Origin of the sequence: Roseibium sp. MMSF_3412 (assembly GCF_030733265.1) — a bacterium.
Lineage (GTDB): Bacteria > Pseudomonadota > Alphaproteobacteria > Rhizobiales > Stappiaceae > Roseibium.
This window is the reverse complement of the sequence record NZ_JASHJI010000005.1, coordinates 16,771-41,416: the sequence shown is the minus strand read 5'-3', so window position 1 is coordinate 41,416 and position 24,646 is coordinate 16,771. Positions and strand designations below refer to the sequence as shown.

The 24,646-nt window shown below is 57.7% G+C and carries 20 protein-coding genes; 7 read left to right on the top strand and 13 right to left on the bottom strand.

The window, feature by feature from the left end:
- Positions 1 to 19 precede the first annotated feature (19 nt).
- From RBB49_RS10985 to RBB49_RS10960, 6 genes are read right to left on the bottom strand one after another with little or no spacing between them, the layout of a single operon-like run.
- Complete coding sequence (locus RBB49_RS10985) at positions 20 to 901, bottom strand: ABC transporter permease (RefSeq protein WP_306142823.1); 882 nt, start codon at positions 899 to 901, stop codon at positions 20 to 22.
- Positions 898 to 1,845 carry an ABC transporter permease gene (locus RBB49_RS10980; protein WP_306142822.1) on the bottom strand — a complete coding sequence of 316 codons (948 nt, stop codon included), beginning with the start codon at positions 1,843 to 1,845 and terminating at the stop codon, positions 898 to 900. The genes RBB49_RS10985 and RBB49_RS10980 overlap by 4 nt, the downstream gene beginning before the upstream one ends.
- 60 nt (positions 1,846 to 1,905) lie before the next feature.
- Entirely contained in the window at positions 1,906 to 3,411 is a 1,506-nt protein-coding gene (locus RBB49_RS10975) for an ABC transporter substrate-binding protein (protein WP_306142821.1), read from the bottom strand.
- On the bottom strand, positions 3,404 to 4,543 hold the full coding sequence (locus RBB49_RS10970; RefSeq protein ID WP_306142820.1) for an ABC transporter ATP-binding protein: 1,140 nt from the start codon (positions 4,541 to 4,543) through the stop codon (positions 3,404 to 3,406). Before RBB49_RS10970 ends, RBB49_RS10975 begins: the two co-directional genes overlap by 8 nt.
- Positions 4,540 to 5,565, bottom strand: coding sequence for an ABC transporter ATP-binding protein (locus tag RBB49_RS10965; RefSeq protein ID WP_306142819.1), 1,026 nt, complete (start codon positions 5,563 to 5,565; stop codon positions 4,540 to 4,542). The genes RBB49_RS10970 and RBB49_RS10965 overlap by 4 nt, the downstream gene beginning before the upstream one ends.
- Positions 5,558 to 6,268, bottom strand: coding sequence for a FadR/GntR family transcriptional regulator (locus tag RBB49_RS10960; protein WP_306142818.1), 711 nt, complete (start codon positions 6,266 to 6,268; stop codon positions 5,558 to 5,560). Before RBB49_RS10960 ends, RBB49_RS10965 begins: the two co-directional genes overlap by 8 nt.
- Before the next feature lie 1,375 nt (positions 6,269 to 7,643).
- On the opposite strand from RBB49_RS10960, the gene RBB49_RS10955 reads away from it, so the two are divergent.
- The 3 genes from RBB49_RS10955 to RBB49_RS10945 all read left to right on the top strand — a co-directional run bounded on the left by RBB49_RS10955 (position 7,644) and on the right by RBB49_RS10945 (position 12,579).
- Positions 7,644 to 8,729: a helix-turn-helix domain-containing protein gene (locus RBB49_RS10955; RefSeq protein WP_306142817.1), complete on the top strand. Its 1,086-nt coding sequence runs from the start codon at positions 7,644 to 7,646 to the stop codon at positions 8,727 to 8,729.
- Positions 8,730 to 9,227: 498 nt separating this feature from the next.
- Entirely contained in the window at positions 9,228 to 10,406 is a 1,179-nt protein-coding gene (locus RBB49_RS10950; protein WP_306142816.1) for an HD-GYP domain-containing protein, read from the top strand.
- 322 nt (positions 10,407 to 10,728) lie between these two features.
- Positions 10,729 to 12,579 (top strand): autotransporter outer membrane beta-barrel domain-containing protein, encoded by a 1,851-nt coding sequence (locus RBB49_RS10945; RefSeq protein WP_306142815.1) that lies wholly within the window; start codon positions 10,729 to 10,731, stop codon positions 12,577 to 12,579.
- 366 nt (positions 12,580 to 12,945) lie between these two features.
- Here the strand turns inward: RBB49_RS10945 and RBB49_RS10940 are convergent, their stop codons facing one another.
- Positions 12,946 to 13,221, bottom strand: a complete 276-nt coding sequence (locus RBB49_RS10940; RefSeq protein WP_306142814.1) for a hypothetical protein — start codon at positions 13,219 to 13,221, stop codon at positions 12,946 to 12,948.
- 123 nt (positions 13,222 to 13,344) lie between these two features.
- A complete protein-coding gene (locus tag RBB49_RS10935) occupies positions 13,345 to 13,590 on the bottom strand; it encodes a LexA family transcriptional regulator (RefSeq protein WP_306142813.1) in 246 nt (81 codons plus the stop codon).
- Positions 13,591 to 14,146: 556 nt separating this feature from the next.
- On the opposite strand from RBB49_RS10935, the gene RBB49_RS10930 reads away from it, so the two are divergent.
- Together RBB49_RS10930 and RBB49_RS10925 are read left to right on the top strand one after the other, a co-directional pair.
- Positions 14,147 to 15,148, top strand: a complete 1,002-nt coding sequence (locus tag RBB49_RS10930; protein ID WP_306142812.1) for an AraC family transcriptional regulator — start codon at positions 14,147 to 14,149, stop codon at positions 15,146 to 15,148.
- A gap of 245 nt (positions 15,149 to 15,393) precedes the next feature.
- Positions 15,394 to 16,410 (top strand): helix-turn-helix domain-containing protein, encoded by a 1,017-nt coding sequence (locus tag RBB49_RS10925; RefSeq protein WP_306142811.1) that lies wholly within the window; start codon positions 15,394 to 15,396, stop codon positions 16,408 to 16,410.
- A gap of 36 nt (positions 16,411 to 16,446) precedes the next feature.
- Here RBB49_RS10925 and RBB49_RS10920 read toward each other — a convergent pair whose 3' ends face one another.
- From RBB49_RS10920 to RBB49_RS10900, 5 genes are all read right to left on the bottom strand, one after another.
- Complete coding sequence (locus RBB49_RS10920) at positions 16,447 to 17,472, bottom strand: sulfotransferase (protein ID WP_306142810.1); 1,026 nt, start codon at positions 17,470 to 17,472, stop codon at positions 16,447 to 16,449.
- Between the two features lie 514 nt (positions 17,473 to 17,986).
- Complete coding sequence (locus RBB49_RS10915) at positions 17,987 to 19,276, bottom strand: hypothetical protein (protein ID WP_306142809.1); 1,290 nt, start codon at positions 19,274 to 19,276, stop codon at positions 17,987 to 17,989.
- A 24-nt stretch (positions 19,277 to 19,300) separates the two neighbouring features.
- Positions 19,301 to 19,705 carry a hypothetical protein gene (locus tag RBB49_RS10910; protein WP_306142807.1) on the bottom strand — a complete coding sequence of 135 codons (405 nt, stop codon included), beginning with the start codon at positions 19,703 to 19,705 and terminating at the stop codon, positions 19,301 to 19,303.
- Between the two features lie 167 nt (positions 19,706 to 19,872).
- Positions 19,873 to 20,277: a hypothetical protein gene (locus RBB49_RS10905; RefSeq protein ID WP_306142806.1), complete on the bottom strand. Its 405-nt coding sequence runs from the start codon at positions 20,275 to 20,277 to the stop codon at positions 19,873 to 19,875.
- A gap of 867 nt (positions 20,278 to 21,144) precedes the next feature.
- The gene (locus RBB49_RS10900) at positions 21,145 to 21,759 is read right to left on the bottom strand and encodes a TetR/AcrR family transcriptional regulator (protein WP_306142804.1); all 615 of its coding nucleotides are present in this window, start codon (positions 21,757 to 21,759) and stop codon (positions 21,145 to 21,147) included.
- A gap of 176 nt (positions 21,760 to 21,935) precedes the next feature.
- Between RBB49_RS10900 and RBB49_RS10895 the strand changes: the two genes are divergently transcribed.
- Entirely contained in the window at positions 21,936 to 22,397 is a 462-nt protein-coding gene (locus RBB49_RS10895; RefSeq protein WP_306142803.1) for a (2Fe-2S)-binding protein, read from the top strand.
- A gap of 3 nt (positions 22,398 to 22,400) precedes the next feature.
- Positions 22,401 to 24,590: a xanthine dehydrogenase family protein molybdopterin-binding subunit gene (locus tag RBB49_RS10890; RefSeq protein WP_306142802.1), complete on the top strand. Its 2,190-nt coding sequence runs from the start codon at positions 22,401 to 22,403 to the stop codon at positions 24,588 to 24,590.
- Positions 24,591 to 24,646: the final 56 nt, after the last annotated feature.

Below are 24,646 nucleotides of genomic sequence, written 5' to 3'. Positions count from 1 at the left end.
GAGCGTTTCCTGAGTGTTTTTATGTTTCCCGGGGGTCGAGTGCGTCGCGCAGCCCGTCACCGAGAAGATTGAAGCCAAGAACAACAAGAAAGATCGCGATGCCTGGCCACATCGCCATCCAGGGAGCCTGGGTCATGAAATTCTTGGCGACGTTCAGCATCGATCCCCAACTGGGTGCCGGTGGCTGCTGGCCGAGGCCGAGGAACGAAAGGCTCGCTTCGGCGATAATGGCTGTCGCGATGGTCAGGGTTGCCTGAACCAATATCGGAGCAAACACGTTCGGCAGGATGTAGCGCGCCAGCAATACCGGGGTGGACAGACCGATGGCATGAGCGCCTTCGACATAGTCTTCCGTCTTGACGGCCAGCACCTCGCCGCGGGTCAGCCGTATGAAGATCGGCATGGCTGACAGGCCGATCGCGATCATCGCGTTGGTGAGGCTCGGCCCGAGAAAGGCGGCGAGAGCGATTGCCAGAATGAGGAACGGTGTGGCCAGGAGGGCGTCTGTTGCCCGTGAAATGATCTGATCGATCCAGCCGCCGAAATATCCGGCCACCAGGCCGAACGGGACGCCGACGGACACGGCGATCAGCACCGAAACGACACCTGCCAGAAGCGATGCCTGCGCGCCCCAGATCATTCTGGAGAGGATGTCCCGGCCGAGTTCATCCGTACCCAGCCAGTGAGCAGCGGACGGGCCCTTACGAATAGCGCCCCAGTCGGTCGCGGTCGGGTCGGCGATGGGCAAAAGCGGTGCCAGGGCCGCAATGGAGACGAAAAACAGCACCAGCAAGAACCCGACAAAGGCACTTTTGTTTGCCTTTAGTTTTTTCCAGGCCCGGTTTCCGGATCGCGGCTGCTCGTCGGAAACGGCAGCGGGAAGGTCGGCAGCGGCGGTCACAGCGCGGTCCTCATGCGTGGATTGAGGAGGAAGTAAAGAACATCGGCGACGAGGTTCATGAGAATGAAGCCGACTGCCGTACACATGACCACACCCTGCACAACCGCATAATCGCGCGTGAAAACCGCATCGACAATCAGCTTGCCGAAACCGGGAATGGTGAAAATCTGCTCGGTCAAAACGGCCCCGGCAAGAAGCTCCCCGAAGAGGAGAGCGCTCAAGGTGACAATCGGCAACAGGGCGTTGCGGAATGCATGTTTCAGCACAACCACCTTCTCCTGCAATCCCTTGGCCCGCGCGGTCCGGACATAATCCGTGCGCAGGACACCGAGCATGGCCGAACGGGTGTGGCGCATCAGTGTTGCTGCAAGCGCGGTTCCGAGCACGAAGGCGGGCATGATCATGGTTTCGAGTGACCGCAAAGGATCGACGAACGGGGATTCATAACCTGATGCCGGCAGCCAGCCGAGATGGACCGAAACCAGCATGATCAGCATGATGCCCAGCCAGAAATTCGGTATCGACAGGCCGGACAGCGCAATGATGTTCGCCGTGTAGTCGACGGCAGTGCCTTTCCTGACTGCGGACAGTATTCCAGCCGGTATGCCGATGATCATCGCGATGATCATTGCCATGACGGCGAGCTGAATTGTGACGGGCAGCTTTTCGCCGATGAGTTCCAGAACGGGCTGGTTGGTCCGCAGCGATATACCGAAATCTCCCTTCAACATGCCGCTGACCCAATAAAAGTACTGCGTCAGGATGGGTTCGTTGAGGTGATACTTTTCGCGAATGAATGCCAGTGTTTCCGGGTCGCGCTCTTCGCCTGCCAGAACCAGCGCCGGATCTCCGGGCAACAGTTTCTGCAGAAAAAAAACGAACACCGAGACCAGAAAAATGGTCGGAATGGCAATCGCGAGACGTCTTGCAATGAAAGACAGCATTTGGGGTTCCGCCGGTGGCCGGAACCCGGCAGGGATGCCGGGCTCCTTAGCGCGCTGGACTTACTTGAACTTCACGTTCTCCAGACGGATCATGCCGTCCGGATAGGGCGTGAAGCCTTCGAGCTTGTCCGAAAGCGCCCAGATCCAGGTAACGTGATAAAGATAGATCAGAGGCATATCCGCGTTCAGGATGTCGCGCGCCGCGTCGTATTTCTCTTTTCGGATTTCCAGATCCGTTGATGTGCGTGCCGCATCGAGCAGGGCATCGATTTCCGGGTTGCAGTACTTGCTGTCGTTGATACCGCCTTCGCAAGTCACGAACTGATGGATGTTGCCATCCGGATCTACGCGTCCCGACCATCCGATCTGGCTGGCCTGATAGTTGCCGGCGGACTGATCGGAAAGAAGGCTGGCAAATTCCATCGACTTCAGTTTGACGTTGAAGCCGGCTTCAGCGGCCATTGACTGAACAACCTGCATCAGCTGCGTCTGCACCGGGTTGTTGGCGACCTGGACCTCCACGTCCAGGCTGTCGAACCCGGCCTCCTTCAAGAGTGCCTTGGCCTTGTCAACGTCCCTTGCCGGAACCGGGTGGTCCTTGTCATACCAGGGACTGGTCGGCGGGTAGGGCTGGTTGCCGGGCGCAAAGGCACCTTCAAAGACGACCTGGTTGATCGCATCGCGGTCCAGCGACAGGCTGAAGGCTTCGCGGATCTTGGCATCCTGGCCGATCGGATTGTTGGCACGATCGCCGTTGCCGACATTGATCGTGATGCCCTGATAGCCAAGGCTCACCGCCTCCTCGTACTGGAGAGAACCGTCTCCTTTCACCGAGGCTGCATCGGTGGCCGCGAGACGCTCCAGCATGTCGAGATCGCCGGAGCGCAGGTTCGCCAGGCGCACGGTCGTGTCCGGAATGGGAAGGAAGGTAACCTTGTCGAAGTTGATGCTGTCCGCGTTCCAGTAATCGCTGAACTTTTCCAGGACGATCCTGTCCTGCGCAACCCTTTCGACAAATTTGAACGGTCCGGAGCAGATCGGTTTCGCGCCGAGATCGACACCGGCGGCAGCCGCAGCGGTTGGCGACAGCATCATGCCGGAGCGGTCGGCGAATTGCGCCAGCAGTGTCGCGTCGGGGCCTTTCAGCTTGAACTGAACCTGATGCGGTCCGGTGACTTCGACGGATTGAATGTTCTTGACTTCACTCTTGCGCCTGCTTTCCGGAAGGTTCTGAGAGCGGTCGATATTGGCTTTCACCGCCTCCGCATCAAACGGTGTGCCGTCATGAAAGGTCGCATCGTCGCGCAGGTCCATCGTGAGTGTCAGACCGTCATCCGACCATGACCAGCCCGTGGCGAGCTGCGGAATGATCTCCAGATCCGGCGTGATGTCGACGAGTTTGTCGCACAGGGATGCATAGACGATCCGGCCGACGAATGTCCGCGACTGATCGGGATCCAGAACGTCCGGATCTTCCTGAAGGCCGATACGCAGGTCTGCCGCCGTGGCAGGCGCGATGACCGAAGAAACACTGAGAAGAAGTGCAGCTAGGAGAGAGTTACGCATTATTGTCTTTCCTCTGGGTGGTGGTGACACCGGGGGCGGAGGATGGGCCTTTCGACTTGTTCTTTCGGCTCCACTCCCGGTAAAGGGAAAAGCGTTTCGCAGCGGCCGCACTTCTGGGCGGCTCTTGTTTTTGCGGGCTCAGGCTTGCGGCGATCTTCTGCCAGTGATGGCAGGCGACCTCGCGCAGTCCTTCCGTGGGTTCAAGGGCAGGACGCTTGGTCCCGCAGTTGGCATCGGCATGCCGGCAGCGGGTGTGGAACCGGCAGCCTGAGGGAGGGTTGAGCGGTGAGGGGATATCCCCGGGAAGATCAGCCTGCATCGAACGCAGGCCGGGAGCCGGCACGGGAATCGCGCGCATCAATGCCTGGGTGTAGGGGTGCCGCGGCGCGCCGTAGACGGTTTCCGTGTCTCCGATCTCGACGATTTCTCCGAGATACATGACCGCGACCCGGTCGCTCATGTGACGGATGACGGCAAGATCGTGGGCAATCAGGACAAGCGTGAGACTGAATTCGGTTTTCAGATCCTCCAGCAGATTGATCACCTGCGCCTGTACGGAAACGTCGAGCGCTGAAACCGGTTCGTCCGCAACAATCACCTTGGGCTCGCTTGCAAGGGCGCGCGCGATGCCGATGCGCTGCCTCTGACCGCCTGAAAACTCGTGCGGGTACCTGTCCGCCATGCTCGGGCGAAGGCCGACACGCTGCAGAAGGCCGGCGACTTTCTGTTGCCGCGCCGGCTTGCCGTCGCGTGTGTGAATGGTCAGCGGTTCTTCAACGATGGCACCGACCGTCATCCTCGGGTTCAGGGATGAAAACGGATCCTGGAAGACAAATTGCAGGTCCTTGCGCAACTTTCGCATACTGCGCGCTGCAAGATGCGCGATGTCGGAACCTTCATAAAGAACCTGACCGCTGGTGGGTTCCAGCAGCCGCACGAGAGTTCTTGCAAGCGTGGACTTTCCGCAGCCGCTTTCTCCCACAATGGCCAGTGTTTCGCCGCGCCTGACCGTCAGGTCGACACCGTCGACGGCCCGCACAACAGTCCTTTGCTGGAATAGTCCGCCGCCGCGCGTGAAATTGCGTCCGAGCGAGCGGGTTTCCAGAATGGTGTCTTGCGCGAAATGCTTCATACCGCTTCCACCATGTGGGTCTCGAGTGGCGCGAAATGGCAGGCTGCAAGGTGCCCCGGCGACATGGAGGTCAATTCGGGTGCACGGGTGATGCAGGTCTCACGTACAAACGGGCAGCGCGGCGCGAAGCGGCAGCCGGACGGCATCGTTTCAATCGTCGGCACCATTCCGGAGATGGTCGTCAGTCGGCTCTGGCGCTCACCAAGCGAGGGCAGGGAACTCATCAGGCCTATGGTGTAGGGATGTTGAGGGTCGTCGAATATGGCTTCAACCGGCCCCTGCTCGACGATCCTGCCGGCATACATCACCGCAACCTGGTCGGCGATTTCGGCAACAACACCAAGATCATGCGTGATCATGATCAGTGCCGTTCCCGTCTCTTCCTGGAGCGTTTTCATGAGCTCGAGGATCTGTGCCTGAATGGTCACGTCGAGCGCTGTCGTCGGTTCATCGGCAATCAGGAGATCCGGGTCATTGGCAAGTGCCATGGCGATCATCACCCGCTGGCGCATGCCGCCGGAAAGCTGGTGCGGGTAGTCGTCCAGCCGTTCGGCAGCGGCGGGGATCTTCACCCTGTCCAGCATCTGCAGGGCCCTGCGGCGGGCATCCGCCTGACTTATCGCCCTGTGGCGCAGCACACCTTCAGCAATCTGATCACCGATCCGGAAGGCGGGGTTCAAGGATGTCATGGGCTCTTGAAAAATCATCGCCATGCGATCGCCGCGCAGATCCGCCCGGGCCTTTGCGGGAAGCGTCAGCAAGTCTCTCTGATCAAAGGATACGCGTCCGCCGGCGATCTTCGCCGGCGGCATTGGAAGCAGGCCCATCAGCGCCAGGGCCGATATGGATTTACCGCAGCCGCTCTCGCCGACGATGCAGAGCGTTTCGCCTCGGTCGACGGCAAATGAGATCCCGTCGACGGTGTTTGCAGGCGCGTTGCCGAAACGGATCGCCAGATTGTCGACCGTGAGCAGGGACGGGTTTTTCGACCCGCCCGACCTGGAATCCGTACCCTCAGACACTGCCGGCACTTTCCGACGTCTGGAAAAGCAGACGTTCCTGCAGGGTGAGCAGATGCTGGCGCATCAGACGTTCCGCGGACACGGGATCGTGGCGTTCGATTGCATCCACGATGTCGGAATGCTGCGCCTTGTACTGCAAGACGGTCTCACTGGTGCGCAGCGCTTCGCGCACGTGGCGCCAGCTTTCGTTCTGACGCGTGCGGTCCACGACGTCGAAAAGCGCAAGAAAGAGCGCATTGCCGGCTGCCTTGGCGATCGCCCTGTGCAGGGCGCCGTCCCACAATTCGCGGCCGTCCATGTCATCTGCTTCGCCGACCTTGTCCGCGATGTGACGCATTTGAACGATATCCTGCGGCGTCGCCCGGATGGCGGCCAATTGAGCAAGGGCAGGTTCCAGCCGCAGGCGCACTTCCATGACCTCCAGCATGTTGCTCATTTCCGGAAGTTTGCTGAGCTGCTGCTCGCCATCGCTCGGCTTTGCGCCGACGAATGTGCCGGCGCCCTGACGCCTCCAGATGAAACCTTCCGTTTCAAGCACTTCCAGCGCCCTGCGAACGGCGCGGCGACCGACACCAATTTGGTCAGAAAGGTCCCGTTCGGTCGGCAGCTGGCGTATGCCCTCCATCGCAAGTTGGTCAACGAGAATGCGCAGACGTTCCAGCGCCAAACTGGAATTTCTCCGGGTGGGTCGATCTTCGGTCATGCAGCGTCTTCTTGTGGAACCAATTTCAATTGGTACCATTATTTGTTCCTTTTTTGACATTTGGCAACTGTCCCGGCCACACTTTTTCCCTGATAGGGCCGTGTTTGCGATTGCGAGCGCCTTTTTGACCCTGCGGCGGGGCACCTGCGAGGGCTGCTTTGCCTGCTTCGCCTTTCGGTTGCTGCGCTGCAGGGAGGCGCAATCCGTGCCCGGTTTTCAAGGATTCCTTATTGACGGATGACGGGTGCTCGGTGCCGCGTCGTCGCCTGCGGGCGGCAGATCCGGGAGATATTCATCGCGCACCAGTGCGAAAGCCAAGTTGTTGCTGACCGCTTAAGAAGATATGAAACAAACCGTAATGACGGGTGGCGCTGCGCCCGGGACTGGAGCATGCGGCACCGTTGCGAATTCTGCTTCAGATTGAGATTGGTGCAGAGCTGAACCGCAATCGGTCGACGAGGCGCGGATTCTCCAGGATTGAATGAAGACTTTGATATATAAGAAATTCTACTTAAAACGCGATCGCGGCGCGTTTAAAATAAGTTTAAGGCGTTAAAGTTTTGTTACTTCATTGCTAAACATGCAATGATTTGCCGATTTTGAACTTTTGTTTTGCTCGATGAGAATTTGAATTGCGCTATATGCTTATAATTTAAATCTTCTATTTGATATATAAATCAAAATCAAAAAAAGTTATGTCTGAAGTACGTGCGAGTTCTGCATAACGTACCCGCGCCCTCATTTCGTATCGATAGGGTATCGATTGTCGAATCGGGGGTGGTTGTGTTTGCAGCGGAAAGGAACTCTGTGTCGTGCATGATTGCGTGGATCGAACGTTCGATCCGACGGGTCAGTCATCGTCACGGTTTCCGCGTAAAATCCGGTTCCATCACCAGCGCTGAGTTTCCGGGCAAGTTCTCGCGTTACGGCAATCAAGTTCAGTTCAGAAGCGGGTTCCGCCCTCACGCATCGGCGAGGGTCGGGCGGAGCGAGTGTGCTCGTTCGCGTGCCGCTTCGGGGTTCGGCATGGCGTTGCATTACCGTTGCAACCTTCTCGTAAGGGGGGCGTGCGGGATTCGTCAAGTCGGATGTCGCCGCCCATCCGGTCAATGCGCAGGCACTCATGAGAAAGGTCCCCCACACCTGTCTAGGTCCTGCGTTGCCCGGATGGGCGGTCGCCATCGCAGTTCCGGCTCGCGGGCGATCGATCGGATGCGCCACACAAGGGCACCTGGCGCACCAGGGGTGCTGGCACGCGAATTCCGCCGAGCGCTGGGCTGTGGCCCGCCGCCGGCCCGCACGGAGGCTTTCGGCTCTGCCGAAAAGGACCCGAAGAAGGAGCGGCATCGGAAGACGTCCGGTCAAGCGTGACGTCGTGGCGGCCGGAAATCTGAAGAGATTCTCATGGAGTGAAGAACGTCGTTCCGAGAGTAGTTCGATGAATGAATTGGTTGGATTCAATAAACTTTCGAATTTCGAAGAATTGAATGTCGATTCTTCAGTCTTGTACAAGTGCGACAGCAACGATCTCGAACATCACGCAAGTCTGTTCAAGGGAATCAAACTTGAGAGCATTCAACTCAGTCCCGGGGCCTTTGAGGGAAGTGTCGTTTTTGCCCTGGTGGACCGGATTTCAATACATGTCACGCAGAGCGAGCAGGCCATCGAGCAATGCATGAAGGTGGATCAGGACAAGTTTCTTTTCTGCACATGTCTTTGTGAAAGCTGCAAAGATGCGGTTTTCGGCGTTCAGGGTGCGGGTACGTGGGTCTATGTGTTGCCACCCGGCGGCCAAGCCGTTGCGCCGACACCAACCCAATGCCCTTTGCTTATGATGACGGTGGAGTGCGAGGCGCTGCTCAACAGCGAAAATCTGGTTCCCGATGTTGGAAGCTGGTTCAGATCTCTGAAGCGGGACGGCGAGTTTGTCAGGTCGCGGCGGTTGGCAAGCCGGATACAGGACGACGCGCTGATGACACTTCAAAGCGCGAAGGGAATTCTTCCGGCCAACGAAACCAAAACCGCTCACATTATTCATCAGGCGCTGATTTCAAGCATCGCGGCTGGGTTTTCCCTCGAATGGCTCGAGCGTGGAGACTATAACGTTATCCACCGATCCCCCGCCCTGGATCGCTTTCTCAAAGCAAGGCACCTGCTGGCTGAGCGCGATCTCTACCAGGGAGGCGACAGCAATGACGCTTTGTCGAAGCTTGGTTCGAAGCGTTCGGTTGAACAGGCCTTTTCCGAGCACGTCAAAATGGGGCCGCGGTCCTATGCGCGCATTGTCAGGCTGCACAATGCGCGACGGAAGCTGCGAGAAAAACGCTTCTTCAGTGAGTCGATCGGAAACATCGCCGCGCAGGAAGGTTTCTGGGACTGGAGCAGGTTCACGGCCTACTACAGCAAGCATTTTGGCGAATTGCCGTCTGCGACGCGGCGAAAAGCGATGCGAACAAGCTGACACTTGCCATGCGTCTTGTCATGGCCGAGTGTAAACACGTCTATTTTTGCATTCTATCAAGTTATCTCATCTTGCTACGCAAATAAAAATAAAGAAAAATCTGAGCATTTCAATTTTTTTATTGGATTGTTTTGTTTTGATAGTTCTTTTGTTATTCAATTTTTAACTATGCTGTCTTAAGATCAATCTACGTGTGGGGGACGTCTGAGTAGAGAGGCGTCCGATATGCCGGAAGAGACCTTTTTGGATCGCCGCTACAGCCTGAAGTTATCCAGATTACTTCCGGCTCGATTGGGCGATGCTCCGTGTACCTTTTTCAAGTTCGCACCTCCTTCAGCATTGATCGCGGCAAACTGCCGTGCGTTTGCCGGCTTTCTCTGCGACGCGGGCACTAGCCTTCTTCGAAAGAAATCAAATTTGGAGTGCGCTGCTTGCGGAAATAGCGAGCAGCCGTCTCTCCTGCCAGCACGGCAGGCGCACTTTGAGGTGGTGGCATAGATGCGCAGGATCGCAATCGTTTCCGCCGATCGGGTCAAGGCAGCCAGGCGCTACAGCATAATTGCGTCCCTCTTTCCGATAGACTTTCTTGATGTGAAGGGCCTGGAAACGGCACCGCCCTCAGCGGAAACCACGCTGGTCGTGGATTTCCTTGGCCTCACAGAAGACGACCTTCGGTCGCTGAAATCCGCGCTCGCCTTGGGTTGCGGACTTTCCATATGCGTTCTGGACCAGCGTAACCGCAAGCAAGTGTTCCAGGCACACGAATTCGGATGTCAGAAGCTTGTGGACCGTCGCGAAAGCCTGTCGGCGCTTCTTGCCACTTTGCGGTCGGTGGCCGGCGACTATTATGAGCCTAATCTGTCACGAGAGTTTCCCGACGACATTCGATCGGCTGTCGGCAGCGCCTGCAGGACGCTCGCAACTGTTTCCCTGTCCGCAATTCTGGGCCGTGACCTGCCGGTTTCCAAACTCACCGATGCAGCGAAAAACATCACGGAAACCATCGCCAAGGAGGGTGTCAGGTCGTGGCTCGAAGCGGCTCAAAGCCATCACAGCCACAGCTACCGGCATACTCTTCTGGTGACGGGACAGGCGGTTTCTTTCGCGATTGATCTCGGGCTCTCCAAGGAACAGCAGATGCTTGTGGCACTCAGCGCCCTTGTCCATGACCTCGGGAAAGTGAAGATCCCATTGTCCATTCTCGACAAACCCGGCCGGCCAACGGAAAAAGAAGACGCATTTATCAGGAGACATCCGGAATTTACGCGCGAGATCCTGAAAACGAACACGCATGTTCCGAAAAGCGTGGTCGACGTCGCGGTCTGGCATCACGAGATGATGGATGGGACAGGTTATCCCGACGGATTGAAAGGGAACCAAATCCCGTTTCTGGTGCGTCTGATTACGCTTGCAGATCTCTATTCAACACTTACGGAAATCAGGGGCACCAAGAGCGCCATGTCACCACGCCAGGCGATCCAGGAGATGGCAAGGATGCCGGGGAAGCTGGATTCGAATCTGTTCAAGGTTTTCAAAAAGTCGGTGCTTGATACCGGTTATGGCCGGATCAGGCGCAAAAAAAATTGCCATGTAGGCGCCGGGAACGACAAACAGCCGTCCACCCATCGCCATAGCTGCGCCCCGGGTGCTCTTCGGGATCCAGGCAAGCCGTGCTGATTGTTTCCTCCGCAAGTTCTGACCAAAGAGAAAATACCTTTCTTTCCAAGCACCTGGAGCGGCGGCGGTGTTCCGGAACGCGGATATGCGCCACGTCCGTATTGCCGATGCAGCGTGTCTTCATCCTGAAAAGTGTCATTTCGACCTAACGGCAATTTGTGCGGTCACCGACTTGGGTCCGCGTTTTTATTGTCAAATCTGCTTATTTCAATGAGCGGTGGGCCACCCATGCACACCGCTAAGTATATGTTTTGTTAACCATAACGAACAAAAATCAAAGCATCAAACGTGTGGGGGACGTCCGACTCAAGAGACGTCCGGAATGCCGAGAAATATAAGTCAGCCCTGGCTGACATCCGTTGCCGTTGGAATGCTGTTCATTGCTCCAGCTTCGCTCACTCGCGCCGATGAAGTGATAAGTTCGCCTGTGACGACGACCCGTTTTCTGCTTGGCGACACGAATTTGTTGATTGAGGAAGTCGGCAGCGTTACCACCACGGCAATCCTTGATGATGCGATCGTAAGCGGCAACTACGGCAACGCCGTGAACAATTTGGGGACTATTGCGACAGACGGCGCCGTTTCATTTGGTGTCTATAACGTCGGCAATAAGTTCAACATCCTGAATAACGGCCTGATCCGGACAAATGGGTTCGACTCCATAGGAATTATAAATATCGGAGGCGACGCGACAATCGTAAACGCCGGCACAATAAAGACACTTGAAGAGAACGCGATCGGAGTTTTGAACTTCGGGAACAATACGACTGTCTCAAACAGGGGAACCATCTGGACGCAGGGCAGTGGTGCCACCGCGATTTCCAGCGATGCCGCCAACTTCGTGACCACCAACACTGGCCGAATAATTGCGGAACGCGCCGACGCGATCCAGACTGGCAACAATGCCACAAACAACATCGTCACTCTTGGCTCCGCGGGATATCTGGGCGGGACGATCACTTTCGATGCTCCGACAACACTCAACATCGTGACGGGAGCCTCACACTCGGTGCTCTGGCAGGTCCCCACTGCCAACATCGCCGGAGGCAAGGCCAATCTGTCCGGTTCCGTTCCATGGTTCTACAACAGCACGACGGGACAATTTGCCACCTTCGATCCGACCGGTTTGACGGCGGGCTTCAACCAGTTTGCCGATACGGCAAATACACTGGCGCAGCTTGGACGGGCCGGTCTCGCGCAAGCACGAGGGCCTGGCAAAAGACCGGCCGCTGCACTGGCGTTTACGAACGGACGGGCGCGCGCTGTGGCGGGCTTCACAGCCCTGCTGGGTGAAGAACCGTTGCCGGAGCATCGCTACGGGCTTCAAGCCGGTCGCTTCTGGATCACCGGATTTGGCAGTGCCGCCAGCTACGGCGGTGACGATACAACCCTGCAACAACGCATTGACCAGGCAGGGGCTGCCATAGGCTATGCGTGGGAACAATCGGCCGACACGCGCCTTGGCGTCATGGCGGGCTATCTCAGCGGCTCGATCACGGCAGATAGCGTATGGGCGGATGCGCAGGACATCGACAGCCACGGCGTTTTTACCGGACTCCATGGCGATCGGCGCTTTGGGCCAGTGACTGTCGGGTTGGGCGTTTCGGGCGGCTGGCAGCGGAACGACAGCCACCGTTTCATCAACGACAATACAGCCCTGAGCGGTGGCCTGACGCGTGGTGAGAGCAGTGCTTCGGTATCCTACGACAGCTGGTTCCTCACGTCTGAGGCAACGCTTGCTGCCGATATGACCATCGGCGGCACGGGACTTGTTGTTACGCCAACCTTGCGGGGACGCTATGGCCTGACGCATATCGGCGGCTACAGGGAAGGCGGTTCGAAGGCCAACGCGACGGTGAGCGCTCATTCGCTTGGCGTGCTGGAAGCAGATATCGAGTTGGGGGTCTCCAGGGATTTCGGTCCGGCCACGCTGTCCGGCCGGGCGGGCTACCTTTTGCGCGGTTCCATCGGCGCCGACGATGTGCCGGTCACGCTTGTCGGCATTCCCAAATCCGTCGGCCTCGGAACAACGGGCCTATCGGCCGTCTTTCTGGGGGCAGCGCTGCATCTCGACCTCGGGCCGCGGGCCAGCTTCACTCTGGACGGCCAGGGGACGCTTTCAAGCGTCATCGACGCGTTCCAGGGCATGGCACGCTTCGCGATCCGTCTCTAGGTGATGGTCTCATAAATGAGGGCGAAATGGTTTGAGGCGGCTTGCTTCCCGTCAAGGAGGGCAAACGCAGGAAATGGGATTCATTTGCAGGCCTTGCGCGACGCGGAGGAGGCGCAAGACGGTCAAATCCGACGGACATGGAAATGGCGTCATCCCGTGGCGTCAGCGTGCTTGACCGGGCAGGAAGCCCGCTCCACACACGCTTCCTGACGGGATTTCGCCATTTCACACGCCATTTCAGTCTCATTTATGGGGCCGTACCCTAATGAAACACGTTTGGCAGGCTCTTGGACTGGCGCGCGCCTCGCATGGCGGAGTCAACCGGCATTTTTCCGGCTCGGATCGGTGCGGCACAGAGCGGCCGGATTATTTCCGAAACGCGCCTTCGGGTCTGTACTTGTCCATGACCCTGTCGAGACGCTCATTGCTGATCGCCGGATTGGCTTTTTGAAGACACGGGAGAAGGATTGCCTTGTTGGCGCGTTGTTCTTGGCCTGAAGGGTATTTGTCCGGTTCCGGATTCACCGGCTTGAAGCATTCGATGAAAACGGCTTCCTCGATATTCAGGTCGGCTGCGATCTTGTCAGTCGGTCTGTTCGGGTCCTGATCGGCAGCGGCGGGGACGGCGAGTACTAACGCCAATGTAAAGAAGATATTCCGCGGCATGGTTGCAAGGCCCTTCAACCTTGTTGGGAACGTCAGCGTGGCCGAGGCAAGGTTGCGATGCCTGCGATGCCGCGCTGTTGCGAGACACGCCGGCACACGTCAGTCGTTCAGCGCAAGATGTGCGAGCAATTGTTTTGATTTCTTCGTCAGCGCAAGCGTTCTTTTGCCACGGCTTTTCGTCAAGTAACCCCGCTCTGCGAGGGAATTGACCTTGTGATGAATCGCTACAGCACTTTGCGAGAGAGTCTCTCCGATTTCGGCCAGTGATGGGCTATGGCCATTCTGGCTGATGTAGTGAGAGATGCACTCAAGACATTCCTTTTGCTTAGGAGTAATACCCGTCACAACAATCTCCGTAACTAGTAAGCGAATCTGAGGATCCGTTCAGCGTCCATCGGACCATGAAATCCTGCGGGAGTGTTATGCTTTTAGCGCAGCAACGGTTTCTCGCCGTTTCCGGATTGGCAATTGGAGGGGGTAGAAGAGCGACCGGCTCACGTCTCGGCGACGGCGGTGCGCGGCAAACGAAACCACCGGACCGGCAGATGCGGTTTGATGTGTTAAATTGTGTTGTGACGGCTCTACGGAATGACCCGGGCAGCGGACGCGTGACATGTTTCTCAGGCTGCATATTGAAGAAACTAAACTTCAGATTTCTTTCTTAAATATTTTTAACTGGCGGGGCGTCATTTTTTCGCAAACTGCATAACCGCAAGGCGGATATCGCCTTATTCTGATGTTAACAAATTATAAAAAAATAGAGCTTTTGAGGGCGGTGATACCGTTTCCTTCGCGGCAAGTCGTGTGAGAATGCAGCCAGATCGGTTTTGGTCCGGCCAGATCGACAGCAAAAAGCGTTCCGCACGTTTGTCGCCAGCGACCGATCAACGTGGGAACAACAATGTTTGGAAACTGGTTTCCGGCGACCGGATTGACGAACGAAAACGACTTCATTCTCGATGAAGAGTTTTTCGACTGCAATGCACAGTCGACCCGTTTCGGCAACCGGAGCGGTTGCCTGCAACTGGGTGCGGGGTCCTTCAATGGACGGTTGTTCGTTGCGGATGTTGGCGATGTTTCGATTTATGTCGAATACAGCAACCAGCCGCTTGAAAAAGAAGTTTCGATCTCTCCGGATGCCTTCTCCTTCGTAACCGCTGTTGTCCGCGGCGAACCGGATGTCCCGTTTGGGGGGGTTACGAAGTCGACGGACTGGTTGCAGGTTGCGGCGCCGGGTGCCGAACATGTTGCTCTTGTGCCCTCTGAAAGCGTTCTTTTGCTCGCCCGGCTCAAAAAGGGTTCGCTATTGAACCATCCGGCCCTGCTGCCTGAGGTTGCCGACTGGTTCCTCGAACTACCCAAGCGTCCCGTGTTTGTGACGTCACCCTGGCTCGCGGAACGTTTTCGTGCGGATGTTCAGGTGGTGATCGAAAGCCTGTTGTCGATACAAGCCCAGGCCTTCAGGGCTGCAGCGGACAAGGCATTCGTGTGCGGATTGGTGAACGGATTCAACATGGAGTGGTTGCGGCAGAGCACGATCGCGACGCACAAGACCTCGCGCGCGCGTGAACGTTTTCTGCTTGCCAGAAAACTTCTGCTGGAGGCGCATGAAGACGTGAACGAACACTTCAGGGTGGCCTCGCGCAAGATCGGATCGCAGCGCCTTGTCGAACTGGCGTTTTCCAACCAGGTGAACATGGGGCCGCTGTCCTACTCGCGGATAGCGCGGCTGCACAATGCGCGGCGGAAGCTGCTTGACAAGACCCTCGATGAAGAAAGCATCGGCGATATTGCTGCCGAAGAAGGCTTCTGGGACTGGAGCAGGTTCACGTCTTACTACCGCAGACAGTTCAACGAACTTCCGTCCGAAACGCGCATGAAATGTCACGGCAGGGGCGCATGACTCATGTCCGAGCGACAGAGAAAGCTCCCAGGTCCTGAAAGGGGACCTTGCCTGTGTGCCAATCGATAAGAAACAAAAACCATGTCATCACAAATTCGCTTGCGCTGGATCGAGCCAATGGAAAGCAACCGGAAAACCGTTAAGGTCAAACAGGGGACTTGCCCACCGCAGCAAGCCGACACGGAAACGAAAGTCCGCCGTTCGCACGCAGCTGCTCCCGGCCCGCAAACCCGTGGAGTGGTCAGTTGAACAGCGTCTGGTTCCCGTCTTCCGCACGAGACGGGCAACATGAATGTGTCACTTATCTTGAGCTGAACGACTGTCATTCGCAGCTCGATCTCCTGCTCGACAATCACAAGTCAATTCAGCTGACCCCTGGCCGGTTCAAGGGACGTCTGCTCGCGATGCAGACGGGTGCCGCGTCGATTTTTGTCGAGAACTACAACCGGGCGCTGGAAGTGGAGTTGCTGCTTCCCGACGGCGACTTTACATTTGTCGCCGCTATTAGCGGACTGACTGAAGACGTTGCCTTCGGCGGCGTCACCACGACAACCGACTGGGTCCTTGTGGGACCGCCGAAGGCGGAACATCACACGGTTCTGCCTCCGGACTGTCTGTCTGTTGTCGCAAAAGTGGAAATGAACGCCCTGCTTTCGCATCCGGCCATTCTGCCTGAAGTCGCCGACTGGTTTTCCAGCGTCCGCGAACGGCCCGTGCTGGTGAGTTCATTCCTGCTCGCCGAGAGGTTCCGAAGCGGCGCCCTTGCGGTGCTGGAAAGCATGGTTTCGGGCCGGGCGAAAGCCATACGCGAAGCGGTGGATCAGGCCTTCATTCTGGACCTTGTCATCGGGTTCAATCTGGAATGGTTGCGCCAGAACAGCTATGTCACACACAAGCCTTCCAAGGCACGCGAACGTTTCCTGCTGGCGCGCCGGCTGCTGCTTGGTGTGCGGGAGGATGTGGGAAAGCGGTTCAAATCTTCCATCAGGGATTTCGGGTCCCAGAGGCTTTTCGAGCTGGCGTTTTCCAACCAGGTGAACATGGGGCCGCTGGCCTACTCACGGCTGGCACGACTGCAAAATGCCCGGCAGAAACTGCTGGACAAGACTTTCGAACAGGAAAGCATCGGAGATATCGCTGCGGAAGAAGGCTTTTGGGATTGGAGCAGATTCACCAGTTACTACAACAGGCAGTTCTGCGAACTGCCGTCCGAAACGCGATCGCGGCTCTTGGAGGATGCGCGCGGCAGTTGCCGTGCTTGACGCAGGGACCTGAAACAGCGGCAATTCGGTCCGGGTTTAGCTGACGTTGATCCGGTATTTTGCGGGCCGGTAGATCTTGCGGGCGCGGGCGCGCAGCACGCACGCGTGTATGATCGCCTGCTCTTTCCTGGAAAGATTGGATTTCCACCTGTGCAGGCTGTTGGTATTGATCCCCTTTGCACCGGTTCGATTGGTTGAAACATCGTCGTCACACCCCAGTCTTGTCGGCTTAAGCAGTGACGCGCTGAAGTCGATCCCCAGAAACCCGCAGATGTGCCTCAACGTGGCTTCCGGCTTTGTGACGAGATCCTCGTAGTTGACCTTCAGAACGCTCCTGGACTGTTCCAGCGACGCGGCTGCGACGTAGTCCGTTGCGTATGTCTTGGCGACGCTGTTGAAGGCATTGGCATCTTCCGAATGACGCAGGCATGCACCCTTCTTTTTTCTCGCATGTTCCATGTGGCTCCAGATACGTGCGAACGGGTTACGGGTCAGGAACACGGCCTTGCCTTCCGGCCAATTGTCAAAGAACCAGTCGAATGTGTCCGGGCGCAGGCGTCCGCAAGGGTGTTTGAATGTGTCGTGGGGTCCAAGCCTGAATTGAGGCATAGCCTCGGCGCTTGCAGCCCGGAAGGCTGCGAAAGCCGCCTCCACATATTTCCGAGGGGCGATGCCGGGAATGGCGTGGATCTCGTTGTGAAGATTGAAATAATAGCTCTTGTGAAACACCTCATCCAGACCGCCCCGTTTCGTTGAACCCTTGCGGCAGCGGCTTCTGGAGGCCGTTTCGTAAGCCAGAAACAGGTTTTCCTTTTCAAGCCAGGCCTCGCGGTTGCCGCCGATGGCGAATCTCTCCGACAGATGCATTCTGTTGCTCAGGTGGAAAAGGAACTTACGTTTCAGGTCGTCCGGGCAGGCGAACTGCTCTTTTGGAAAGAGTCTGTAGAAGTAAGGTTCAACCGGGTAAGTGGCGCAGTCGGGGTGAGCATCGAAAAGTTTCTGCAACAGCGTCGTGCCGGCCTGTGTGTGACCGGTTAACCAGAACATTTCTTTCGTTGCCATCCGGGCGACCCCCTGTGTTCAGCTGAAATGCGGTTGGGCGGCGATCAGCGACGACCCAACGCCGTCCGGAAGGGCGCGTCTTGCAGGCAGCCGGCGATACCGGTTGGATGTTAGGGGAGACCGCTACGTGTGGTTATACGGCCAGCGCATGGCAAATGTGCGTCTTTTCGCTACAAAGCCTTTTGAAATCAATAGGTAAGAATAGTCTTAGGCATTCTGCGCAGTTATTTCCGCAAGGTTCGTCAAAGGCGGTGCGGGCATTTGCCGAACCGGCCCGGAAAGCTCCGTTCGGCTCCGGGCCGTGACACGGTTCATTCCGGATTTTTCACCTCGGCCTTTCGCTTTGCCGCTGCCGGGATGGCAAGTCGATTGAAGGGAAATCGCCCATCGCAGTCCGTTTCAGGTCAAACCGGACGCGATGGGTGGCCATGGCAATCAAGCAGCTTCGTCTCCGGGCAGGCAGAATGGACGCGGAAGCTGCGGGAGCAATGATGCGAACTTCAATTTCACCGCACTAGCGCAGGAAGACCGTCGGGTTTTTCGGCAGGACATTTTGGGATGTGTTGATACTGATGATATCTTTGAGGATGGCAAGGGATTGCACGGTGAAACTGCCCGGGTCCTCCGTCAGCCTGTGTGTTCGAATGCCGAAACGTTCACCATCGACCCTCACATCGATTGCGCTGCCAAGGCCAAAGGGGCCCGCTACCACCTCGAAGACCGGTATTTTGCGCCCGTCCGGCCCGATCAGCCTTGGCCCGGACCCGTGCCGGTGCATGGCGCGGACAGCGCCACCGAGATACTGCAGGATCTCGTTCGGAGAGCGAAGCGCATAGTCGCTGTCCTTGCCGAAAATCAGGGCCGTCGAGGACGCATCCTGCCGGGTCGGCCTTGCCGCTGAATTTTTCGATCCGTCCTTCGTGGTTGCGACGGCTGCAACCTGTTTGCCCGAAGCCGTGTTTTCCTGGTGCAATTGTTCCTGTGCGATCAGTGTGATGGCGCCCGGTGCACTGTTGCGCAACAGGGCGGGCTGCAAAATGGTGATGGCTTCCATCAGGTGCCGGAAACGCACATGGGAACAATGATTGGAAGGGTCGCTGCGCAGCAGAACCTTTTCCTGGCTATTGGGCCGCAGTGGTCCGGCACAGGCGGCTTCGGCGACCGTTTGCGGATAATTCGAGCAGACCGCGCGCAGCTCCCTGGAATAGGTATGGGCCTCCCGGCTGCAGGCCTCAAGTGCCGCCGTACGGATGCGCACGACAGTTGCCTCGGGAATCAGGATCCACTTCACCGCAAGCACGGACAGAAGATCGAGCCGCTGGCGCGAGCGCCCTTCGGCCAGAAGGAAGAAAAGCTTCGGGCTCAGCGGGGTGAGCATTGCCTGCACGAATGTTTCCGATTCAAGGGAGGAGACGTTCGCGTTCCGGCCGAAGTCACGGCTCGTGCTGGTGCTCAGATCAAGGTCGCTGAGAAAGAGTTCGCCCAGTTCCCCGCTAAGGGAAAAGTCATTGCTGATGGACATGTCCGCGTTGGCGGAATAGTCGCCAACGGCGGAGAAATAGGTCGGAAGTCCTTTGGCGGAGCGGATGACATTGGCGAGCAGAAGGTCGTTGTAGGAGCTTTCCAGTCCACGATTGTAGTAGACCCCGCTGTCGGTGACGAGGTTACCGGCACATGCGCCGAGCAATACCGAAAGGACAAGAAAAATGGCCGGCTGCGAGCGCGAACGAAGCCCGGCCCGCCCGCGTTGAGAGCGGTTGAACGGGAGCAGGAACACGAGGTTCAGAAACTGTTGTCTTCGCATTGCGGTGGGGTCCAGGCCAGGGCGTTACTTGTTTGCAAAGTCATAGTGAACGTCGATGTCGTGGCAGTCGTTGTAGTTGCCCTCAAGGTCCGGCGGGGTGACGATCTTGCAAGCCGAACCGCTTGTATCGATGTGGTACTTGAGTTCGACCTCCTCGCCATTGCCGGTGGCAACCAGATAGGTCACGTTCATCATGACGTCGGAAAACGAGTCCTCGTCGAAATGAAACTTGACGAGGCCCGTCCGGCCTTTCTTGACCGTTGTCTGAACGGTGTCGACATGCACCTGCTTGTGCTTTGCGTTGCCGTTGGTGAAGTCGTAGGCCGTCTGGTTGTTGATATGAAGCGTGATGTGCCGCTTGCCGCCGGCAAATGCCGTCGTGGAAAGTGCGGCCAGCATGGCTCCAATCAGCAGAACCGTCTTTCTCATGCGGGTTTGTCTCCTCGTACGATTCCGTATGCGGGATGCGATGCAGCCAACACCCGGGAAACAGTTCTGTTTCCCGGGTGTTGGCCCGGAAGGGAGCGGATCGGAACGCTCCCGCGGTTTTTCCGTTCACGAAACGGCCGGTTCTCCTGTTGTTGAGCGGGTTTGGCTCACGGCACCTCGCGGCTGGTCTTGAGGTTGACGCACGTGCCTTTCAGGACGACTTCGGTCTGGCCGCTCTGGATGTCGGAAGAGGAGACATGCTGTTCCTTGTTCGGGCAGCCCGACACCTCGATGTGGAATTCGTAGTCGCACATCGGGTTGTACTCGACGTAGAAGCCGTTGCCCTCCGAGAGGTTGGCGTCATTGGATTTGTCGATCTGCTCGCAGCCGTTTTGGGACTGCTGGTTTACCTTGACCTTGGTAACGACAACACCCGCCTCGTTCTTGAAACCGCCCTTGACCTGGGGAACACCGGAGGGAACCGGAAAGCTGATGGTATTGGTCGCGCTCGCGCCGGTCACGCTGGCGATTGCGAACAGGACGGCAAGTCCGAGTAATTTAAGTCTGTTCATTGGCTGTCTGCCTTCTGTCTGGCAAGATGGATGCGTTGTCCGGACGGCGCGTGTTGGGATGGTTGCCTGGCGACGCTGCTTGACCGGGTGTTTGCTGGGCGGGCATCGCACCAACATGCGCCGTTCAGGTGCAGGTTTGCGGGCACAGGCCGGCTTTCCGAAAGAGCAAGACCGGTATCGGTCGCTCGTGGTTTGCCTTCTGTGCCGGCGTCCCCCGATTCTGCCTGGCGCAGTCTTATAGGTAGCTCAACCATCAATTGAAAGTTATGCAATTAGCGCAATTCTTGAGCGTATAATTTTTCACTGATCTCACGAGATCTTTCTTGCCTCCGCAACAGAGGGTGAAAAGTGAGTCTGCAAGAAAAGATGAATAAATTCAATATTTTAAAGGGTGTTTCGTTTGTGTTTTAGCACAGTGAGCACGTAAGCTATCGGTTCGAATGCCGCATCTTTTGATGCGTTTTATGCAAATAGCGCAACTTTTGATAGTGTTCCTGGCCGGTCACTTCGTGACCTCCCGTCATTCTGGCTAGATGCACTCCAGTCCGGGAGCCAACGAGGGTCGGCCGGAGGAACAGTTCAAGTGTTCAGAGATGATGAAACCACCGTCATAATCCCCATTTCGACCGGTGTCGCATGCCTGTGTGGCGCGGCGCATATCGATAGGCCTCCCCCGCGAAGGGCAATAGCCGGGACCGCAGGAACGGGTGCCACCACAACCCGAGCTGCGAGACGTGGCTCGCAAACGGAAATACGTATTGGTCCTGCCGTTGCCCTAAGACGGCGCCCATGCCCTTCCTTATCCCATTGAAAGGGGCGTGGAGGATCTATCGCGGAGAAAATGTACGGCCGGGAACCACAGCTGTTTCAGCCCTTGCGCGGGTAGCGCTTGGCAACGCCGTATTTTGCCAGGAACAAATCAACGCTCTCTTCAATGATCCTGCCGATTTCCTCCCGGCCCGGAACGCGGGCGGCGTAGATGTTCGGGAAAAAGGCGCGTGACTTGATGAGACCCAGGAATTGTTCTGCGGCAACCGCGGGATCTTTCGCCTTCAACTTGCCTTCCTCTGTCGCGCGCTCGATGAATTCGGCGAACACGACAAGTTTGGTCATGCGCGCGTTCATGTCGGCGGCGAGTTCCGGATCACGAATGGTTTCGCTCATGATCATGCGCGCAAGGCTCATGAAACACGGATTGATCATCAATTCGCCTTCCGCCCAGCCCAGCCGGACCAGTGCGTCGCGAATCGGCAGATCCGGATCATAGGGCAGTTCGAGGGCGGAATTTATCTGATCGGCAAGGCATTGGTTGATTGCCCGGAACAGGACATCCTTGCTTTCGAAATGATTATAGACTGTCCGCTTGGAAACCTGCGCACGTTCGGAAATGCGGTCCATGCTTGCCCCGGCATAGCCCTTTTCCTGAAACTCCGCGATGGCGGCTTCCACAATCTGCTTTTTCTTCTGGTCGGATACGGACATCTCGTGCTCAGTTCAGCCCCGGTTGCATTCTTTTTCTTTTCCTCGCCCCGTCCTTTTTTCCCAAAAAAAGCGCTCTATGTAAACTAGGGCGTTTACAGACGCCGAAGTCGGTATTACACTGCACAGTGTAGTTTACACCCCTTAGCCAGAAAAGGCCAGCCAAGGGAGATGACCTCATGTCAATAACATTGAAAATCAACGGGGAAACGCGCACGATCAATGCCGATCCCGAAAGCCCGCTGCTGTGGGCTCTGCGCGACGAACTGGGAATGACCGGCACGAAATTCGGCTGCGGCATTGCGTCCTGCGGCGCCTGCACCGTGCATTGGGACGGTGTTCCGATCCGGTCCTGCCAGACTTTCGTCGGCGATATGGACGGCGCTGAAATCACCACGATCGAAGGCGTCAACGGCAAAGCTGCGGACGCAGTCCAGGCGGCCTGGAACGAACTCGACGTGCCGCAGTGCGGCTACTGCCAGTCGGGCCAGATCATGGCGGCCACCGCGCTCTTGAGCGAAACGCCCAAGCCGACCGACGAAGACATCGATGCCGCCATGGACGGCAATGTCTGCCGCTGCGCCACCTACGCCCGTATCCGCAAGGCGATCCACCTTGCAGCCGACAAGATGGAGGCCTGATCCATGTTGCATCTGTTGCAGAAGCCGCTGGAAGCGGCTGCGCCGTCACGGCGCACATTCCTGAAAATGTCCGCCGGAACCGTCGGCGGTCTCGTCCTGGCGATGAACCTTCCGCGCACTGCCCAGGCAGCTGCCGGCGAGGGAGAATTCATCCAGCCCTTCGTGCATATCCGTCCCGACAACACGGTTGTTGTCTTGTCCAAGCACCTGGACAAGGGGCAGGGCACGGCAACCGGTCTGACGACGCTGGTCGCCGACGAACTCGACGCATCCTGGGAACAGGTTATCGCCGAGCACGCGCCGTCCAATCCGCAGGTCTATGCCAACACCCTGTTCGGTGTGCAGGGAACGGGCGGGTCCACCGCCATGGCCAACTCTTTCATGCAGTACCGGCAGGCCGGTGCCGCAGCGAAGGCGATGATCGTTGCCGCTGCAGCCCAGGACTGGGGCGTTCCGGCCGGTGAAATCAGCGTTTCCGATGGTGTTGTCAGCCACGCGTCCGGCAAATCCGCCACGCTTGGTGAACTTGCGGGTCTTGCCGCGCAGCAGGACGTCCCGGCGGAACCTGTGCTGAAGACTCCGGACCAGTGGGTTTATATCGGAAAGTCGTTCCCGCGCGTCGATGTGAAGAACAAGACGGTCGGTGCTCCGAACACCTACACGATGGACTTTCAGCGGGACGACCTGCTTGTTGCCGTCGTCGCCCGTTCGCCCAGGTTCGGCGGCACGCTGAAGTCGTTCGACGCGACCGAAGCCAAGGCTGTGCCGGGCGTCGTCAACGTGCTGCAGATCCCGAACGGTGTCGCCGTTATCGCTGAATCCACCTGGCCGGCGATCAAGGCGCGCGATCTTCTGGAAATCGAATGGGACGACAGCGCTGCGGAGACCCGGTCAAGCGATGCCATGATGGCGGAGCTGAAGGACATGACCGCGAAGCCGGGCCTCAAGGTCCGGGAGGACGGTGATGCAGATGCAGCGCTTGAAGGGTCCGCGCGGGTAATCGAAGCCGACTTCGAGTTTCCGTTCCTGGCCCATGGCGCCATGGAACCGCTCGATGCGGCTCTTCTTTACGATGGCGAGACCGCGGAACTCTGGCTCGGGTCGCAGATCCAGACTATCGATCACAACGTGGCCGCCACAATTCTCGAAGTCCCGTTCGAGAAGGTGAAGATCAACACCTTGTGGGCAGGTGGGTCCTTTGGCCGTCGTGCGCAGGCGGACAGTCACCCGGTCGCGGAAGTCGCTTTCCTGGCGAAAGCCATGCAGGCCGCCGGGATGGACCCTGCGCCGGTCAAGATCGTGTGGACCCGCGAGGACGATATGGCCGGTGGCTACTATCGTCCGATGTCGGCGCACAAGATCAAGGTCGGACTGGATGCGGACAACAACGTCACCGCGTTCAAGTACCACATCGCGGCCAAGTCGATCATCAAGGGCACGCCTTTCGAGTCAATGCTGATGAAGGACGGCGTCGATCACAACATGACCGAGGGTGCGCACGACACGACCTACGCGTTCCCGCTCATGAACATGGATCAGTCCTATCAGGAAACCCAGGTTCCGGTCCTGTGGTGGCGGTCCGTCGGCCACACCCACACGGCCTACGTGATGGAGACCATGGTTGACCGCATTGCCAAGGAAGCGGGCAAGGACCCGGTCGCGTATCGCCTGGAACTGCTCAAGGACGATCCGCGCAAGGCGAATGTCCTGAAACTTGCCGCCGAGAAAGCCGGCTGGGACACACCGGCTCCGGAAGGACGGCACCGCGGTGTCGCCGTGCACAAGTCGTTCGGCTCGTACGTGGCTGAAGTGGCGGAAGTTTCCTTCCGCGACGACGGCACGGTGAAGGTCGAGAAAGTGGTCGCGGCGGTCGATTGCGGCACACCGATCAATCCGGACAACATCCGGGCGCAGGTCGAGGGCGGTATCGGCTACGGACTGGGCGCGATCCTGCGCAACCAGGTCACGCTCGCTGATGGCGTTGTCGAAGAGACAAATTTCGACACCTATGAGCCGATCCGTATCTCCGACATGCCGGAGATCGAGGTGCATATCGTTGCGTCCAATGAAGCGCCGACCGGCATCGGTGAACCGGGCACGCCCCCGATCGGGCCCGCCGTTGCCAACGCCATTGCCGCGGCAAAGGACGACTGGGTCACCAAACTGCCGCTGACGAAGGCGGGGCTGGTCTGATCCTCTCCGACACAGCCGTGCAAAACAAAAGGCCGCCTCAGGGCGGCCTTTTTCGT

What these genes read in the sequence shown, in the direction of transcription:
- RBB49_RS10950 (WP_306142816.1), top strand. Translation starts at nt 9,228, where the DNA reads ATGCGCAGGATCGCAATCGTTTCCGCCGATCGGGTCAAGGCAGCCAGG.
- RBB49_RS10900 (WP_306142804.1), bottom strand. Translation starts at nt 21,759, where the DNA reads ATGTCCGTATCCGACCAGAAGAAAAAGCAGATTGTGGAAGCCGCCATC.
- RBB49_RS10895 (WP_306142803.1), top strand. Translation starts at nt 21,936, where the DNA reads ATGTCAATAACATTGAAAATCAACGGGGAAACGCGCACGATCAATGCC.
- RBB49_RS10920 (WP_306142810.1), bottom strand. Translation starts at nt 17,472, where the DNA reads ATGGCAACGAAAGAAATGTTCTGGTTAACCGGTCACACACAGGCCGGC.
- RBB49_RS10960 (WP_306142818.1), bottom strand. Translation starts at nt 6,268, where the DNA reads ATGACCGAAGATCGACCCACCCGGAGAAATTCCAGTTTGGCGCTGGAA.
- RBB49_RS10980 (WP_306142822.1), bottom strand. Translation starts at nt 1,845, where the DNA reads ATGCTGTCTTTCATTGCAAGACGTCTCGCGATTGCCATTCCGACCATT.
- RBB49_RS10910 (WP_306142807.1), bottom strand. Translation starts at nt 19,705, where the DNA reads ATGAGAAAGACGGTTCTGCTGATTGGAGCCATGCTGGCCGCACTTTCC.
- RBB49_RS10915 (WP_306142809.1), bottom strand. Translation starts at nt 19,276, where the DNA reads ATGCGAAGACAACAGTTTCTGAACCTCGTGTTCCTGCTCCCGTTCAAC.
- RBB49_RS10975 (WP_306142821.1), bottom strand. Translation starts at nt 3,411, where the DNA reads ATGCGTAACTCTCTCCTAGCTGCACTTCTTCTCAGTGTTTCTTCGGTC.
- RBB49_RS10930 (WP_306142812.1), top strand. Translation starts at nt 14,147, where the DNA reads ATGTTTGGAAACTGGTTTCCGGCGACCGGATTGACGAACGAAAACGAC.
- RBB49_RS10945 (WP_306142815.1), top strand. Translation starts at nt 10,729, where the DNA reads ATGCCGAGAAATATAAGTCAGCCCTGGCTGACATCCGTTGCCGTTGGA.
- RBB49_RS10970 (WP_306142820.1), bottom strand. Translation starts at nt 4,543, where the DNA reads ATGAAGCATTTCGCGCAAGACACCATTCTGGAAACCCGCTCGCTCGGA.
- RBB49_RS10905 (WP_306142806.1), bottom strand. Translation starts at nt 20,277, where the DNA reads ATGAACAGACTTAAATTACTCGGACTTGCCGTCCTGTTCGCAATCGCC.
- RBB49_RS10890 (WP_306142802.1), top strand. Translation starts at nt 22,401, where the DNA reads ATGTTGCATCTGTTGCAGAAGCCGCTGGAAGCGGCTGCGCCGTCACGG.